This is a genomic window from Bacillus kwashiorkori (assembly GCF_001375515.1).
In the GTDB taxonomy this organism is placed as follows: domain Bacteria; phylum Bacillota; class Bacilli; order Bacillales; family Caldibacillaceae; genus Bacillus_BK; species Bacillus_BK kwashiorkori.
Genome location: NZ_CTDX01000015.1, coordinates 270669 through 288656 on the forward strand (window position 1 = coordinate 270669; position 17988 = coordinate 288656).

Annotated in this window: 11 protein-coding genes and 1 riboswitch; of the genes, 9 read left to right on the forward strand and 2 right to left on the reverse strand. The window is 34.5% G+C overall.

The window, feature by feature from the left end; all coding sequences use genetic code 11:
• Positions 1-156 precede the first annotated feature (156 nt).
• The 9 genes from lacZ to mgrA all read left to right on the forward strand — a co-directional run bounded on the left by lacZ (position 157) and on the right by mgrA (position 15353).
• Entirely contained in the window at positions 157-3213 is a 3057-nt protein-coding gene (gene lacZ, locus BN1242_RS08080) for a beta-galactosidase, LacZ type (protein WP_062354025.1), read from the forward strand.
• Positions 3214-3448: 235 nt separating this feature from the next.
• Positions 3449-4051, forward strand: a complete 603-nt coding sequence (locus BN1242_RS08085; RefSeq protein ID WP_062354037.1) for a YesL family protein — start codon at positions 3449-3451, stop codon at positions 4049-4051.
• Between the two features lie 35 nt (positions 4052-4086).
• Positions 4087-7206 (forward strand): alpha-mannosidase, encoded by a 3120-nt coding sequence (locus BN1242_RS08090; RefSeq protein ID WP_062354040.1) that lies wholly within the window; start codon positions 4087-4089, stop codon positions 7204-7206.
• 246 nt (positions 7207-7452) lie between these two features.
• On the forward strand, positions 7453-8382 hold the full coding sequence (locus tag BN1242_RS08095; RefSeq protein ID WP_062354043.1) for an ABC transporter permease: 930 nt from the start codon (positions 7453-7455) through the stop codon (positions 8380-8382).
• Positions 8383-8476: 94 nt separating this feature from the next.
• Positions 8477-9409, forward strand: coding sequence for a carbohydrate ABC transporter permease (locus BN1242_RS08100; protein ID WP_062354737.1), 933 nt, complete (start codon positions 8477-8479; stop codon positions 9407-9409).
• A 30-nt stretch (positions 9410-9439) separates the two neighbouring features.
• A complete protein-coding gene (locus BN1242_RS08105; protein ID WP_062354047.1) occupies positions 9440-10885 on the forward strand; it encodes an ABC transporter substrate-binding protein in 1446 nt (481 codons plus the stop codon).
• A gap of 126 nt (positions 10886-11011) precedes the next feature.
• Positions 11012-12796: a sensor histidine kinase gene (locus BN1242_RS08110; protein ID WP_158661059.1), complete on the forward strand. Its 1785-nt coding sequence runs from the start codon at positions 11012-11014 to the stop codon at positions 12794-12796.
• Positions 12789-14297, forward strand: a complete 1509-nt coding sequence (locus tag BN1242_RS08115) for a response regulator transcription factor (RefSeq protein WP_062354054.1) — start codon at positions 12789-12791, stop codon at positions 14295-14297. Before BN1242_RS08110 ends, BN1242_RS08115 begins: the two co-directional genes overlap by 8 nt.
• Before the next feature lie 63 nt (positions 14298-14360).
• Complete coding sequence (mgrA, locus tag BN1242_RS08120) at positions 14361-15353, forward strand: L-glyceraldehyde 3-phosphate reductase (protein ID WP_062354058.1); 993 nt, start codon at positions 14361-14363, stop codon at positions 15351-15353.
• Between the two features lie 111 nt (positions 15354-15464).
• Here mgrA and tagU read toward each other — a convergent pair whose 3' ends face one another.
• Both tagU and BN1242_RS08130 read right to left on the reverse strand, forming a co-directional pair.
• Entirely contained in the window at positions 15465-16385 is a 921-nt protein-coding gene (tagU, locus tag BN1242_RS08125) for a polyisoprenyl-teichoic acid--peptidoglycan teichoic acid transferase TagU (RefSeq protein ID WP_062354063.1), read from the reverse strand.
• Positions 16386-16589: 204 nt separating this feature from the next.
• A complete protein-coding gene (locus tag BN1242_RS08130; RefSeq protein ID WP_062354068.1) occupies positions 16590-17492 on the reverse strand; it encodes an HD-GYP domain-containing protein in 903 nt (300 codons plus the stop codon).
• 343 nt (positions 17493-17835) lie between these two features.
• Positions 17836-17927, reverse strand: a riboswitch (cyclic di-GMP riboswitch).
• Positions 17928-17988 lie beyond the last annotated feature (61 nt).

A 17988-nucleotide genomic window follows, 5' to 3' on the forward strand; every position in this document is an offset into this window, starting at 1 on the left:
ATTGGAAACGTTAACTAAATTTCGAGGCTATATTATTTACAAATAAAATGGTGGTAATCGCTGAAGCTTACTGTACGTTCGCGAAACAATATTCAAATAGAAAATGTTCCTGAACTAAATATACTTTGGTATTAGCGAAAAGGAGTTGTTTTTACGATGTACTTGAATGATTTAACGGATATGAACTGTTTTTCCCGTAATCGCTTGAAAAGTAGAGCCTACTATATTCCTTATCATAGTGAGGAAGCGGCCCAAACTTTTCAACAAAAAAATTCTAATCGAATACAGCTTTTAAATGGAATGTGGAAATTTAACTATTCCACTAGTCCACTTGAGGTACGAGAGGAGTTTTTTAAAAAAGAATTGGATGATTCAGAGTGGAGTGACATGCCTGTTCCACATCATTTTCAATTAAATGGTTTTGATAGGCCCCATTATACGAATGTTTGCTATCCTTTTTCCGTAGATCCGCCAAACATTCCTTCAGAAAATCCTACAGGCACTTATAGACGCAACTTTTATATAAATAAAGTCGATAATCACGAGTATTTTCTCCGATTCGAAGGCGTAGACAATAGCTTTCATCTATGGGTGAATGGACAATTAATCGGATATAGTGAAGGTAGTAGGCTGCCTGCCGAATTTAATATTACGGAAATTGTTGAAAATGGGAAAAATACGATTGTCGTTCAAGTTTATAAATGGTCGAAATCAACTTATTTAGAAGATCAAGATATGTGGTGGTTAAGTGGAATTTTTCGTGACGTATATTTGCTAGAACGACCAGAAACATTTTTGCGTGATTTTTTTGTTCGCGGAAACTTAATCAATCACTATCAAGATGGATTATTGCAAATGGATGTTGAAGTTGAAAACCTAAAAAGAGACGGACAAAACTATTCGCTACAGTATAAATTATTTGATGAAAATTGGAAACTAATTGCGTTTGGTAATAAGGCGATAAACAGTAAATTACTTAAAGAGGAAGTATTAGTAGAAAATCCGAAAAAATGGTCAGCAGAGTCACCTAATCTTTACCACTTAATTATTAGTTTACAAAATGAAGCAGGTAAGGTAATAGAAGCTATTGGTCAAAAGGTCGGATTTCGAACCGTTGAATTAAAAGATGGACTGATTCAAATAAATGGAAAGCCAGTCAAATTTAAAGGAGTTAATCGGCACGATACGCATCCTGACTTAGGGAGAGCTGTTACGCTTCTAGACATGAAAAAAGATATTATTTTAATGAAACAAGGAAATATTAATGCAGTAAGAACGGCCCATTATCCAAATGATCCTCGCTTTTATGAATTGTGCGATGAATATGGGATGTATGTTATAGATGAAGCAGATATAGAGACACATGGATTTGAATATGTCGGTAACCGTAATGCTAGCCAATTAACGGAGGATTCTGCATGGCAACATGCTTACTTAGATCGAATGGAGCGCATGGTAGAACGTGATAAAAATCACCCATCGGTTATTATGTGGTCGTTAGGAAATGAATCTGGCTATGGAGTGAATCACGATGAAATGTATCGTTGGACAAAACTTAGAGATAATACAAGATTAATTCATAATGAAGGGGAAACAAAGGAGAGGAGAAAGGGGAATTCCTTAAGTCCTATATTGCAGTCTTCAGATGTTTATTCCACTATGTACTCATCGATGACGGAGTTGGATGATTTTGCAAAAGAACAACATAGTAAACCACATATTTTATGTGAATATGCTCACGCAATGGGCAATGGACCAGGTGGATTACTAGAATATTGGCAGTTTTTTTATCAACATGATCGATTTCAAGGTGGTTTTGTCTGGGAGTGGGCAGACCATGGAATACGACAAGTAAAGGATGGAAAAGAATTCTTTGCTTACGGTGGTGATTTTGGAGACCAACCGAATGATTATAATTTTGTCATTGATGGTTTAGTAATGCCCGATCGAACGCCATCTCCTGGCTATTATGAGTTAAAAAAAGTATTAGAACCAGTTCACGTGGAAGCAATTGACTTACGTTGTGGAAAAATCAACATCACCAATCGCTATGACTTTATACCATTAGATCATTTGCAACTAATTTGGAGTATCGAGGCAGCAGGAAAAGTTATTCAATCAGGAGCATTATCTACTAACGATATTAGGGCAGGAGAAACAAAAGAACGATTTATTCCTTATGAAATTCCAGAAAAATTACAGTTAAATACGGACTATTGGTTAAATATCCAATTTGTTTTGATAAAAAAAACTAATTGGGCTTCAGTCGGGTATGAAGTTAGTTGGGCACAATTCCAGCTACCTTTTAAAGAAGTGAAACAAAATGCTATACAGTATAAACGTCTCGTCAATGTTGTTAGTCAAAATCATCAATTAATCATTACTGGAAATAATTTCGAAGTGAAATTTCATACAGTAACGGGGGAAATGGATAAATGGATAGTTGATGGGATGCCATTCATTCAATCTAGCCTGCAACTTCAACTTTGGCGTGCATTAATAGATAATGACCATCGTTCTGCCCAAGTGTGGAAGGAATATGGTTTGCATTGGTTACAAGAAAGAATAGAGAAAGTAGATTGGCAAGTAAGTGACGATTATACGAGCATGGAGATAGACGTTCATAAACGAATTGCCCCACCAATATTAGGCTGGGGAATAAAAATTCACTTTCATTATGTAGTATATGGAACAGGTCAGATTGAAGTAACAGTTACAGGAAACCCAGAAGGACAGATTCCAAGGACAGTGCCACGGCTTGGCATACAACTCCAATTACCAACAAGCTTGAAGCATGTGAAATGGTATGGAAGAGGACCTGGAGAATCATATGCCGATAGTAAACAAGCCAATCGCTTTAGTGTATATGAAAAGCAAGTAAAAGAATTACAAACAAACTATGTCTATCCTCAAGAAAATGGGAATCGAACAGATGTGAAGTGGGTAGCACTTACGAATAATCAAGGAATTGGCTTTCTTGTTTCTAGTAATACGGATTTTAATTTTAGTGCACACTATCATTCTGTTGCCGATTTTGATAAGGCGCAGCATACGTATGAACTAATTAAACGGGACGAGATTTATTTACATTTAGATTATCAACAACATGGTCTCGGTACCGCTAGTTGTGGCCCGGATGTATTGCCACAATACGAGTTATTGCTAGACCCATTCCAATTTCAATTTACCTTAGCTCCTTATCATAAAAATTAATTAGTCGAGGAATCCCTGCAATATTCACATATGTCAAAATTACAAATAGAAAAGGGGGTTCCTCCATTTTTATGAATTTTTATTATAAAAACTGAAATAATCATAGATGTTTTGAAGTTTTATTGACATTTAATATAGCGGTTACTATTGTAAAACTATAGAAAATGAAAGGGAGAGTGAAATAAAAATAAAACGCTAACAATAAAGTTAAAGTCATTTGTAGGAGAGATAAGTAATGAAGGCTTTTCAAATCGCAAGTGAGTGGATATGGCGTTTAATGCTGACAAATTTCCTTTGGATTGGTTATACATTAATTGGCATCGGTGTTTTTGGATTTATGCCTGCCACAGTTTCCTTATTTACTGTAACTAGACGATGGATAAAAGGAGATACTGAATTTTCCGTTTGGCAAGTATTTAAAGAAACGTATAAAAAGGAATGGATGAACAGTAATAAGGCAGGGTTAATATTTGCTTTAATTGCGACTTTTTTATTTATTGATTTAAGAATTGCTAATTATATGCAAGGCCTATTTTCTGTTTTTCTTTATATATTTTTCGTGTTTTTATTTTTCGTTTTATTTATGACCGTAATTTTCTTTTTTCCTCTTTATGTACAATACACCTTTTCCATGAAGGAATATATTAAACAATCCTTTTTTCATTCGATTGTAAGTATAAAAGATACACTAGTAATTATTCTTGGTTTATTATTCATTGCCTATATATTTAAGCAATGGCCTGGCTTACTCTTATTTATGGGTGGAGTTATACCAAGTTTATGGATTTCATTTATTTGCAAAACAAGATTTAAAAAGTTAGAGGAAGAAAATCGATAAAAGAGTAACAATACATTTAAAGGAAGTGACTAGTTTTGTTTTTAGCAGAAAGAAAATTTGAAGCCCGGATTAGGGAACTAGAAAGTTATCGCTACCGTGACTGTGTGACTATTAATGAATTTTTTATGAATGAAGATGATGGTGAAATTGGTGCCCATCCCCCAGTGGAATATAAGCAAAATAGCAAAATGAGAATTGGTGACTATTGGCGGGGTCGGGACCGTTATATATGGTTACATGCAAATGTCGATAGTCATTTACAGTTGCAAAACAAACAAATTGTTGGGTTATTCTCTTTCGGAAAGACTGGTGGAGGAAATAATTCGGGTTTTGAATCGCTATTATTTGTTAATGGGAAACCTTATCAAGGAGTAGACTCTAACCATGAAGAAGTGCTATTCGATGAGGATGTAGCAAAAGAACCACTTCGGTTAGATTTTCGACTTTGGTCAGGATATGAAGGTGGCGGAGTTCCTGTTGAAAATGAGTTTAAATTAGAAGTAGCAAAAGTAGGTTGGCTCGATGCGAAAGTAGACAACCTATATTATACGCTATTAGCCGCTTATGAGGTGCTAATGGAAACAAATGAAACCGATTCAACCTACGTTACGTTGAAAAAAATTATTTCCGATTGCCTCGTTAATATTGACTGGACAGAACCAGGTAGTGATTCCTTTTATGAGTCTTGTTACGAAGCAGAAAAAGTATTAATGGATGCGATAGAGAATGCAGAACACTCCTCAGATATTACCATTCATGCGGTAGGTCATACGCATATAGATGTCGCTTGGTTATGGAGACTGAAAAATACACGTGAAAAAGCAGCGCGTTCATTTTCGACGGTATTACATTTGATGAAACGGTTTCCAGATTACTTATTTTTACAAACGCAACCACAACTATATGATTATATAAAATCCGATTATCCTGAAATATATGATCAAATGAAAGAACGGATTGCGGAAGGAAAATGGGAAGCAGCTGGCGCGATGTGGTTAGAGTCGGATTGTAATATTCCTAGTGGTGAGTCGTTAGTTAGACAAATTTTACACGGGAAGAAATTTTTTAAAGAAGAATTTAATGTAGACAATACGTATTTATGGTTGCCCGATGTATTTGGTTACAGTTGGGCGTTACCACAAATTTTACGAAAATCAGGAATTAAAACGATGATGACGACGAAAATTAGTTGGAATCAATATAATCGGATGCCGCATGATACATTTTATTGGAAAGGTATTGACGGATCAGAAATATTGACTCATTTTATTACTACTCCAGAACCTTGGAACTCTCCTGATTCTTGGTTCTATACTTATAACGGTTTTATTACTGCAAAAACAGTAAAAGGGGCATGGAATGGCTACCGTGATAAAGAGCTGTCAAAAGATTTACTCGTTTCGTACGGCTATGGTGACGGTGGCGGTGGAGTTAATCGGCATATGCTTGAGATGCGGAGAAGATTTGACAAGCTGCCAGGAATGCCAAATGTAAAAACCTCTACAGCAGGTGAATTTTTTGATAAGCTTCACGAAAATGTTGCTAGTTCGAATAGTTATATGCATAAATGGGATGGCGAATTATATTTAGAGTATCACCGAGGAACATATACTAGCCAAGCGTTTATGAAAAAGATGAATCGAAAACTTGAAATTCTTTATCGCCGAGCAGAGTATTTATCTGCGTGGTTATCTAATCAAGATAATTGGATTGGTGAACAAACATTGAAAGACGGCTGGAAAATCATTTTAAGAAATCAGTTCCATGATATCCTTCTAGGTTCTTCTATTCATGAAGTGTATGAAGATGCGAAAAAAGAATACGGTGAGGCATTCCAGCTTGTTACAGAAGTTGAGAAGGAAGCAGTCGGCACGGTAATAAATAAACAGGAAAATGCTATCGTGTTAATTAATTCTTCTCATATAAAAGGACAACAAAATGTAGTAATTCCATATTTCACAGAACATGAAACAGGTACGTGGAAAACAGCGGAAGGTCGCGTACTTAACGCCCAAAAAGTAAGTAACCGTTGGATTGTTGAAGTAGACAGTTTGCCATCTTTCGGTGCAACGACTATTTATTTTGATGAAAGTAACAGCGGCATAAACACGAATGGTCATTTCCAATATTCTCATCGTCAACTTGAAACACCATTTTACGAAATAGAGTGGAATGAATTCGGTCAAATGACGAGGGTTTTTGATAAGGAAAATAATCGTAATGTCTTAGCTGAAAACGGTGTAGGAAATGTCTTACAAATTTTTGAGGATAAACCATTAGCACATGATGCATGGGATATTGATATTTTCTATCAAGAGAAAATGGAAGAAATTCGCGATATTACAGCATTTGAAGTAACAGAAAATGGACCGCTAACATTTGTAGTTAAATTAAAATGGAACTATCATCATTCGGAAATCTCGCAACAAGTGGTCTTTTATGCAAATAATCGTCGAATTGATTTCCAAACAGATGTAGACTGGCATGAAAAACGCAGGCTATTAAAAGTTGCTTTTCCAGTAGATATCCGGGCTACTGAGGCAACATATGATATTCAATATGGTAATGTAAAACGCCCAACTCATTGGAACACTAGTTGGGATATGGCAAGATTTGAATCAGTGGGCCATAAATGGGCAGATCTTTCCGAACCAAATTATGGGGTTAGCTTAATGAATGACTGTAAATATGGCTACGATATTAAAGAAAATAATATGCGCTTAACTCTATTAAAATCTGCAATTCATCCAGATCCACAGGCAGACCAAGGTTCACACTCTTTCGTATATTCTCTTTACCCACATAAAGGCGATTGGAGAGAAGCAAAAACAGAAGAAAGAGCTTGGGAGTTAAATAATCCTGTTCTTACATTACAAGGAGAATGGAAACATGCAAATACATTTGTGGAGTTTGACTCTGATCATGTGTGGATAGATGCAATTAAGCCTGCATACGATAAAGATGGTATCGTAGTTCGTTTCCATGAATATGAAGGCAGAAGGGGTAATGTCTCTTTCACTTTCCATGAAGATGTAGTTGCATGGGAAGAAACAGATTTAATGGAAGATGCAATAAGTGAAAAAATGACTTCACCTATCAATTTATCGGTGAAACCATATGAAATAAAAACAGTGCGTGTTTGGCTAAATAAATAATCACCATAGCAGGCTTCCAAATGTTTCCGTTCGAACATTGGAAGCTTTTTTTTACCAAATAGAAAGGAAATTCTTCCTTAGTAAACGTAGTTTATACCCATTTGATGGACAAATTATTCCTAAACAGCAAAAGCATATTTAATTTTTACAGTTAATCTCAAATTAGTTAACTATAAAAGGTGCTTCAATACTATTAAAATAAAGTCATGGAAGTGCTTACACCGTTTGTGAAAGGAGGTACAACAAATGCAAAAAACAGTCAAGTATATTAAAAAAAATTATATATGGTTTCTAATGGTGTTACCAGGAACAATTTGGTTTTTGCTATTTTCCTACTTACCAATGTTTGGTAATATTATCGCTTTTAAAAAGTTTCGCATAGATCCTGATGGCTTTTTTGCTAGTATTAAAAACAGTGAATGGGTTGGTTGGGATAACTTCAAATATTTATTCAGTACAAATGATGCATTTTTAATTACTAAGAACACAATTCTTTACAACCTCGTTTTTATCTTTTTAGGATTAGCTTTATCCGTAGGTACTGCAATTTTACTTAGTGAATTAGCGAGTAAAAAACTTTCAAAATTCTATCAAACAGGAATGCTTTTTCCACATTTTCTTTCTTGGGTTATCGTTAGTTACTTCGTATTTACATTCCTAAGTCCTGACAGAGGATTATTCAATAATATATTAGAAATGTTTGGAGTAGATCCGATATCTTGGTATAGCGAGTCGAAGTTTTGGCCATATATTATCGTATTTATGAGTCAATGGAAAGGCATTGGGTATGGAAGTATCGTTTATTTGGCAGCGATTGCTGGAATCGATAGAACGTATTATGAGGCTGCAATGATAGATGGTGCATCAAAATGGCAACAGATTCGTCACGTAACACTTCCTCAATTAAAAACGTTAATGATTATTTTAACGATAATGAACGTTGGTAGAATATTCAACTCTGACTTCGGTCTATTCTTCCAAGTTCCACGTGATTCTGGAGCGTTATATCCAGTGACAAATGTAATTGATACATTCGTTTATCGCGGATTGATGACGCTAGGTGATATCGGAATGAGTACTGCTGCAGGTCTTTATCAAGCTACTGTAGGTCTAGTTCTAGTGTTGATTACGAACTATATAGTTAGAAAAGTTGATGAAGAAAGCGCATTATTCTAATGGTTACTTCAATTGAAAGGAGGAGAACCAAATGAAAACAAATAACACTGCTACATCCCAAACTGCTGATACAGCTGTTGTTAAAATAAAAGAAATGGAACGAAAGAGTGTCTTTAATACGAAGAAGAAAGCGCGAAACTATTATAATTTTGGTCCAGTACCGAACACCATCTTCACTATTATACTTGGGATTTTTACTATCATGTGTTTATTTCCCTTCATCTATGTAGTCATCATTTCTTTTACAGATGAGACGACGATTGTAAAAAATGGCTTCCAAATCATCCCAGAAGCTTGGAGTTTGGACGCATACAAGTATTTATGGTCAATGCGTGAACAGTTGTTTCACTCTTATGGAATCACCATTTTTATCACCATTGTTGGAACATTAATTAGTGTGCTAATGATTTCCTTTTATTCCTATGCAATCTCAAGGCAACAATTCCAACATCGGAGATTTTTCACATTTCTAGCATTCTTTACGATGTTATTTGGTGGCGGAATGGTCCCAACATACATTGTTGCAACACAACTTTTACATTTAAAAGATTCGATTTGGGCGCTGATTTTACCACTTGCAATGAATGCGTTTTATATCATTATTATGAGGACATTCTTTATGAAATCGGTGCCAGAGGCAATTTTAGAATCTGCTAGAATTGATGGTGCTAGTGAGTGGAGGATTTTCTTTCAAATTGTCTTCCCATTATCATTACCAGGGGTTGCAACAATTGCCTTGTTTGCAACTTTAGGGTATTGGAATGACTGGTTCAATGCATTACTATATATTGATGATCCAGGGTTAGTACCGTTACAGTCGCTACTAATGAAAATTGAAGCTAACCTTGAGTTTATGAGAAATAATATGGAAATAAGTGCACAACAGCTCAGCTTGTTTAAGACAATTCCACAAGATGCAGCAAAAATGGCAATGGTCGTTATCGCCACTTTACCGATTGCAATCTCCTATCCGTTCTTCCAAAAATATTTTATTAGTGGACTAACAATCGGTGGCGTTAAAGAATAATAAATAAAAAAGTGAAAAGAGGGAAAAGAAATGAAAAGAAAGTTATTATTAGTAACTATAGTAATTGGCCTCATTCTTGGATTAACTGCCTGTGGCGGTTCTAAAAATGAATCAAGTGGTAGTAAAGGTGACAAACCGTATGAAATTAAATGGTATACTATCGGAACTCCACAAAAAGATACGGAAAAGGTTTTTGAAGAAGTAAATAAGTATATTAAAGACAAAATTAATGCAACAGTAAAAATGACCCAAATTGACTGGGGCGATTACGATCAAAAAATGCAAGTGAAAATCTCTTCTGGAGAACCTTTTGATATCGCCTTTACAAACGGCAGTAACTATATTCAATATGCTCAAAAAGGTGCATTCGTCGCACTTGATGATATGCTTAATAAAGAAGGAAAAGACTTAAAAGAAGCATTAAATCCGGTACTCCTTGAAGGTGCCAAAGTAAATGGAAAATTATATGGTATTCCATCTAATAAAGAAGCGGCAAGACAATCAGTTTATACTTTTAATAAACGATTAGTAGAAAAATACAACTTTGATCTTTCTAAAGTAAAAACATTAGAAGATTTAGAACCGATGTTAAAAGTAATCAAAGAAAATGAACAAGAAATTACACCAATTGCTACTTTCAAAGCTTATTTACCATTTGACTATGTTTTTGAACAAGACATGCCTTTTGCTTTCCCGCTAGAGGGTGATCAAAGTAAAGTAATTAATCCATTTGCAACAGATATAGCAATGCAAACATATAAAACAATGCATCAATATTTCAAAGCAGGCTATATTAAAGCGGATGCGGCCACAAGTAAAGATAGCTGGCCAATGGACGTAGAAAACTGGTTTGTACGGATGGGCGATTCCCAACCATATGCCGATAATTTATGGACACGCTCTGCTAAATATGAAGTTGTTTCCGTTCCTGCAGAAGTTCCAACTACCTTTAATACTTCTGTAACAGGCGCAATCCAAGCCATTTCCGTTACATCGAAAAATCCTGGAAAAGCTATGGAGTTCTTAAACTTATTAAATTCAGATCCTTATTTACGTAACCTAATAGACAAAGGAATTGAAGGCGTTCACTATGAGAAGAATGCTGATGGTACAATTACAGATTTACCAGCTCGTGTTGAAAGATACAATTTACCAACTTATTCTCTCGGTAATCACTTCATCTTATATCTATATGGAGATGATCCTGCTGATAAATGGGAAGCATTTGAAGAATTTAATGCATCTGCAAGAAAAGCACCAACACTTGGTTTCCATTTCAACGCAGACCCAGTTCGTTCAGAAGTTGCAAGTATTCAAAACGTATCCGATGAATTTTATGATGCTATCGCAGTAGGTTCAGTGGATCCGGAAGAATACCTTCCAAAGTTTAATAAAAAATTAAAAGATGCAGGTATAGATAAAGTATTGGCGGAAATCCAAAAACAATATGATGAATGGAAAAGCCAACAAAATTAATGACGATTGAATCAAGCTGGACGTAGTTTACCAGCTTGATTTTTCCATTTCCTTTTTGCTCTTTTTATGTTTTAATAAAAAGTGTGTGAAATTCCTCGCAATGTTGTGGTGAAAGAGGGATCAATGTTGATAAATAAATATATAAAAAGATTTAAATCCAAGATTTTTCATAAAATATTGCTAACATCATCGTTAACAATAATTGTAACCGTTATCTTTCTATTCGTATTATTAACGAACTATTATTCCGATGTCATTGTTCAAAAAGAGTTGAATTTAAATGTGCGAACAATGGAACAATTGAGTGATTATCTTGTTCATAAAGATGAAAGTCTAAAAGAAATTACGCTAAATTTATATACGAGTGGAGAAATGATGGAAGACATTTCGTTTGCTCTTCATAATGGATATGAGGAGTATAATGAATATCGTCTTGATAAATTTACTAACAGTCCTTCCTTTATGCCGAAAAATATTGACCGGTATTTTTATGGTCATTTTTCACAAGATCAAGATATTAATGCTGTCTTATTATCCTCGGAAAAATATTCGTCCATCGAGTACTTATTTATTTATAACTATATGCGTTGGAATAGTAGTATCGTTAATGTCATTACTAATCCTGTCCGAGGCGATAATCCTTTTCCCCGAAATGAAATGCTAAGACCAATTATTCGGGAATTAAGAGATACGATAACGAAAACTATTCAGATTAACAACCCATCTTCTTTAGAAAAAATCGGTAAATTATCTGTATATTATTCAACGGAAACATTAAATAAAACGATTGAGAGTAAAAATACAGATGTTCATTCTTCATATTTTATCTTTGAAAATGATCAGCTCATATACTCATATTATGGCAATCTTCCAGAAAATGTTGTAATAACAGCTCTTACTAACAATCAGGACAAATTAGAATTAGATGGTAAAAAATATTTTATAAATAAATTCAAAAATAACAACTATCAACTATTGACGGTTATTCCAGAAAGTGAACTAATGAAATTATCCTTTTTCAGAGGAACGATGTGGGTTCTAGTAAGTGTTCTAACCATTATCTCATTAATAATTACGTATTATACGATGAAGAACTATTCTGCAAGAATTCAACTAATCGATACTACCATTAAAGAAGTGGAAACAGGAAATTTAGATGTGCGCATTCCTACTTCTAAAAGGGATGATGAACTAACAACAATTGCTAACAGTTTTAATAGCATGTTGGATCAAGTCAATTATTATATTCAGCATTTTTATGTATTAACGATGAAACAACAACAGGCAGAATTAAAGGCTCTGCAAGCACAAATTAATCCACATTTTCTCTTTAACACGTTAGAAGTGATTCGAATGCAGGCACTAATAGACGGTTCCAAACAATCGAGCAAAATGATTTTTCTTCTTTCCAAATTATTTAGATACACATTGGAATCGAAAGAAATGGTTCCCCTTTATCTAGAAATAGAAAATGCTAAGCAGTATTTAGAGTTAATCCAATTACACTATCCAAATAAATTGCATGTGGAAATCCATACTCCAAAACAGTTAGAACAATTACAAATTCAAAAACTGACACTTCAACCTATCATTGAAAATTATATTGTCCATGGTTTTAAAGTGGATATAAGTAATAACTGTCTCTCCATTGATGTGATAGACAATAATGATAATGTCATAATTAAAATACAGGATAACGGAAAAGGAATTAGTGCTAATCGGTTAAAGGAAATTTCTGTTCATTTAAACTCATCGGATGAATCAGAACTAAAATCAATAGGATTAAAAAATATTCATCATCGGTTGAAACTAAAACATGGAGAATCATACGGACTGACAATTGAAAGTAAAGAAAATGAAGGTACCATTGTCTCTATTTTATTACCAAAAGGTGGGATTAATCATGTTTAAAGTAGTATTAGTCGATGATCAACCGATAATTACTCAAGGATTAAAAGCGTTAATCGATTGGGAGGATTATGGTTTTGAAATTAATTATATTGCTCAAGACGGTCTTGAAGCATTGAATTATTTAAAAACTAATCCGGTTGACTTGTTAATTACCGATATTATAATGCCGAATATGACCGGATTAGAACTGATTAAAGAAGTTAAAATAATTCTTCCGCAACTGAAATGTGTCATTCTATCAGGTTATCAAGAGTTTGACTATATAAAACAAGGTTTAATGCTAGGTATAGAGAACTATTTAGTAAAACCGGTAGACGAAGAAGAACTATTAAAAACAATTCAGACAATTGGTGAAAAACTATCAGCGCTTCGGGACACAAATTTGGTAACTGAATCATCAACAATGAAGGACAATACACTTTGGCGCTTACTAAACGGTGAAATTGAAAAAAGTGAATGGTCGGAAAGATTATCTTTATATGATATTGAACTAGTTCATCCTTTTTACAACGTATCTATATTAACTTATGAAAACATGGTTGATAAAGAAATTAGCAATCATATTAGAGGCTACATCGAGCAAAATTATCCAGCTATTTGTTTATATAGTCCTGATAAGGAATTAATTATTTTGTTTTATGAAGACGATAAGCAGTCTTTATTGAAATGGAATCGTAAACTAGAAGAGGCCATGATATCAAATAATTTTAGTAACGGTGCCTTTTATGTAGCAATGGGTATGCCAGTGGAATCAGCAGATGAATTGGAAGAAAGCTATTTAAATGCAAAGGAGAAAAATTTACTCCAAGTATATGTTAATGAAAACACATTAATCTATGAAACAGTGAATTTTGATAAGCAAAATTTATTAAAAGTACAACAAAATTTTAAGGAAAAAATGATTAAACAGCTAGCTAATTTAACGAATCACATACCAACATTAATCAATGATTTTTATTACATCTTAACAAAGAATGGGAGAGAATTTTTATCACCATCTATAGCAAAAAATTATACGATTGAACTAATTGCCTATATTCATCACTCGTTACAACCAGATGAATTTACGAATCATGCAATCGCGATTGAAAAAATTGTTTATGCATCGAGTGTGGAGGAAATGAAGGGAATTCTTGATGATTATTGTAATGATTTAATACTATCTATCCAAAATCAAAGCAAACAAAGAAGTCCTATCGTTCAAAACGTTCTCGACTATATTCATACACACTACCACCAAGAGTTATCGTTAAAAACTTTAGGACAGCGCTTCCATATTAATGCAATATATTTAGGACAGCTTTTCCAAAAAGAGGTAGGCATCGTTTTTTCTGAATATATTAACCGCTACCGGCTTGAAAGGGCAAAAGAACTATTAAAAACAACAAACTACCGTGCTGGTGAAATTGGCAGACAAGTTGGCTATTCTGACACAACGTACTTTTATAAACAATTTAAGAAAAGTGTTGGGGTTACACCTACCGAATGGAGAAATATATAGTTGCAATGTTCTCGAAAATGTAAGTGTTTTAACGGATTATAGATAGAAAGCAGGAGATAATAGATGGTTTATTTAGCAGCAGAAAATCGTTATGAAAAAATGAAATATCACCGTGTTGGTAAGTCAGGGTTAAAATTATCCGCTATTTCGTTAGGTCTTTGGCATAATTTCGGTAGTGTCGATTCATATGAAAATGGCCGTGAAATATTGCGAAAAGCTTTCGATTTAGGAATTACTCATTTTGACTTAGCTAACAATTACGGACCTCCTCCAGGTTCTGCGGAAGAAATGTTTGGTCGTATGTTAAAGACCGATTTTGCCCCATATCGTGATGAAATGATTATTTCTACGAAGGCTGGATATTATATGTGGCCAGGCCCATATGGTGACTGGGGTTCGAGGAAATACTTAATCTCTAGTCTAGACCAAAGTTTAAAACGGCTCGGCATAGATTATGTCGATATATTTTACCATCATCGTCCAGACCCAAATACACCTTTAGAAGAAACAATGTTGGCTCTTGATCAGATTGTTCGGCAAGGAAAAGCTTTATATGTCGGCATCTCTAATTATAGTGCGGAACAAACAGCCGCAGCAATTCGCATTTTAACTGAACTCGGAACCCCATTACTTATTCATCAGCCGAGTTATTCCATGTTTAATCGCTGGATAGAAGACGGCTTACAAGATGTGTTGGAGGAAAATGGTGTTGGCTCCATTGTCTTTTCACCGCTTGCACAAGGTTTGTTAACAAATAAATATTTGAACGGTGTTCCTCGTGATTCAAGGGCGGCAAAACCACATGGATTTTTACAAGAGAAAGATGTCAATGACGCAGCTATTGCTAAAGTACAAGCACTTAACGAGATTGCGAAAGAACGTGGTCAAAGTTTAGCACAAATGGCATTAGCGTGGGTATTGCGTGGCGAGAGAGTTACTTCCGCATTAGTAGGGGCAAGCCGCGTAAGCCAAATTGAAGATAATGTAAAAGCAGTGGAAAACCTTGAGCTTAGTGGGGAAGAGTTGGAGAGAATAGAAGCAATCTTAACTAACTAAAATAACCGTGACATATTGAATAAACCTGAGGCCAATACTCGCCCCAGGTTTATTTGTTTCATCTAAGTATAAATGAGTATTAGAGAAAAGATACACGTGGCAACCGATTGGTCAAAGTTCCAAATGCTCTTTCAACATTTGCTGTAGTGAAGCTTTTTCTTGATCGGAAACAATATAATAGTAGATATTATTTATTCTTGTTCCTTGACCTTTAATTTGATGTTGCTCAATCTTTTTGGCAGCAGATTTATAATGTTTTTGAATCTTTAACATTTCATCAAAGGTTAAATTTGTTCGTACATTTGCTCCGAGCGCTTTAAATATATCGTCATAGTTTGTTAAAGTACTTAAACTAGCACCTTCGCGGACAACTTGTTCAATTATTTGTCTTTGTCGGAGTTGACGCCCGAAGTCACCTCGAGGATCCTCATACCGCATTCGTGCAAAACTTAACGCTTGTTCTCCATTTAGTCGAATATTACCGGTAGGAAAATGATGGGAACCGACAGTGAAATCTAAATCATTGTTAACGGTAATACCGCCGACTGCATCAACAATGTCTTTAAAACCTTCCATATTAATTTGAACGAAGTAATCGACAGGAATATCAAAGAAATGTTCCACAGTATCGATGGACATTTCTACTCCGCCAAATGCATAGGCATGGTTTATTTTATCTTCAATGCCTTTGCCAATAATGGTCGTCCTCGTATCACGAGGAATACTAACCATATGAATGGATTCCTCATTTGGATTGACAGTAAGTAATATCATTGAGTCGGAACGCCCTCGGTCACCGGCACGCTGATCTACACCGAGTAACAAGACGGAAAATGGATGTTTTTCTCCAAGTGAAACGTCCTCGAGTCGTTTTTCCGATGTTTGCCTAATTGGTTGATGCATTGTTTCGACCGCATTTGTTAACGAATTCCAAATAGAAAAAACATAGGCTCCAATACCTATTACAATCACGCCAAAAATAATGAAAGTAATTTTCAACCACTTTTTCATCTTTTTCTTTTCACTTCTCATGATTCTTCCCTCACAATGTCATATCGAGTTAGTAATTTAATTTGCAATGAACTTTACATAAAATAATACACGAGATAATATAATTTTGCTAGATTGTATATGTTAATCCACGAAAAAAAGGGCTCGTTTGCCCCAAAAGAATTACTTATATCAAATATTAAAGGTGCTATTATGATATTAGCTTATTTACCTCAAAAACATTTTTTATAAGATATAACTATAGTCAGGATAAACAAACTCGGTAAAGCTAGTTAATAATTCTTTATCAAATAGTATTTTATCACTTATTAATATTTCCAATGCGTCTTGCGTACTAAATGCTTTACGATACGGTCGGTCTAAAGTTAATGCAGAAAAAACATCGGTAATCATTAACATTTTAACTTCTTTGGATAGCCTTTCTGGTTGATTGTTCGGATAACCAGTTCCATCCACTCTTAAATGATGGAATTTAGCTAAGTGACAAATTTGCTCCGAAAATCCTAACTTACAGAGTAATTGCGCACCGTAAATAGGATGTTTTTTTACTTTTTCAAACTCTGCGAAGGTTAATTTCCCTTTCTTCTGTAATATATCCCGTGGAATTTTAATTTTACCAATATCGTGTAGTAAAAAACCAGTAGCAATTTCTTGTATGTTGGAAAGTTCTAACTGCTTTCCCCAAAGGGAGCCGATAATAAATACGTCTAGTGAATGTTCATAACTATACATATCCCAAATTTTTAGGGCAGACATAATATTTTCAACAGTTTCCTTTGCCATAATAGATGTAAATAAATCGTTAATAAAATGATAGTTATCATCAGACGATAAAATACTATGATATCGCCCACTTTTTCCGGCCTTTAATAAAAATTCATAAAATACTTCATTTAAATATTCCACAGTAAATGCTTGTTTAATAGAGTTGTCAATAATTTTATTGCCTTTATTTGTTGTAGGCACTTGCTTTACTAATACATATTCCATTCCTGTCGTTTGGATATCGATAATTGAACCCATTGTTAAGATTGTTCCAGCTTTTAATATCAAAGTTTCCCCGTCATAAATATCTTCGGCAATAATGTCACCAACTGTTAACCATTTGATATTTTTTTTGTACAACATATAAGCCACTCCTTAAAAAGCATGGATTTGATGAATGTAAAGCAAGGTGAACGGTTGTAGCAAGGAGTCTATAAACTAACAGTAACTGGTAGCTATATTCCCCACAATGCTTAATCGCAGTCAAAGTACTTCGGCAATCAAGTGTTAACGATAAGGAAATAAACTACCATTATAGGAATGCTTCAAACATTTGTACTAGTAAGGCTTTTACGTCAGAAAATTCCACTGACTCGTATTTCATTTTCAAAAGTTTGCTGATTGGGAAAAATTAGTAGTAGTGGACTTAGATTACAACTATAGGTTTCAAGTCACACTTCTAAAAGATATACTTTAACCTATACCTTTCAGAAGCTGGCTGACTTGGTGAAAAGAGCACTCACTTTAGTCCCTATAGCTTTGCGTCACCATTTTTCAATGGCTTTGCCTTTGTGGGGTATTAAGAAGAAATAATGTATTGTTACTAGAATAAATAATAAAAGTAGTTATTAAAAACCGC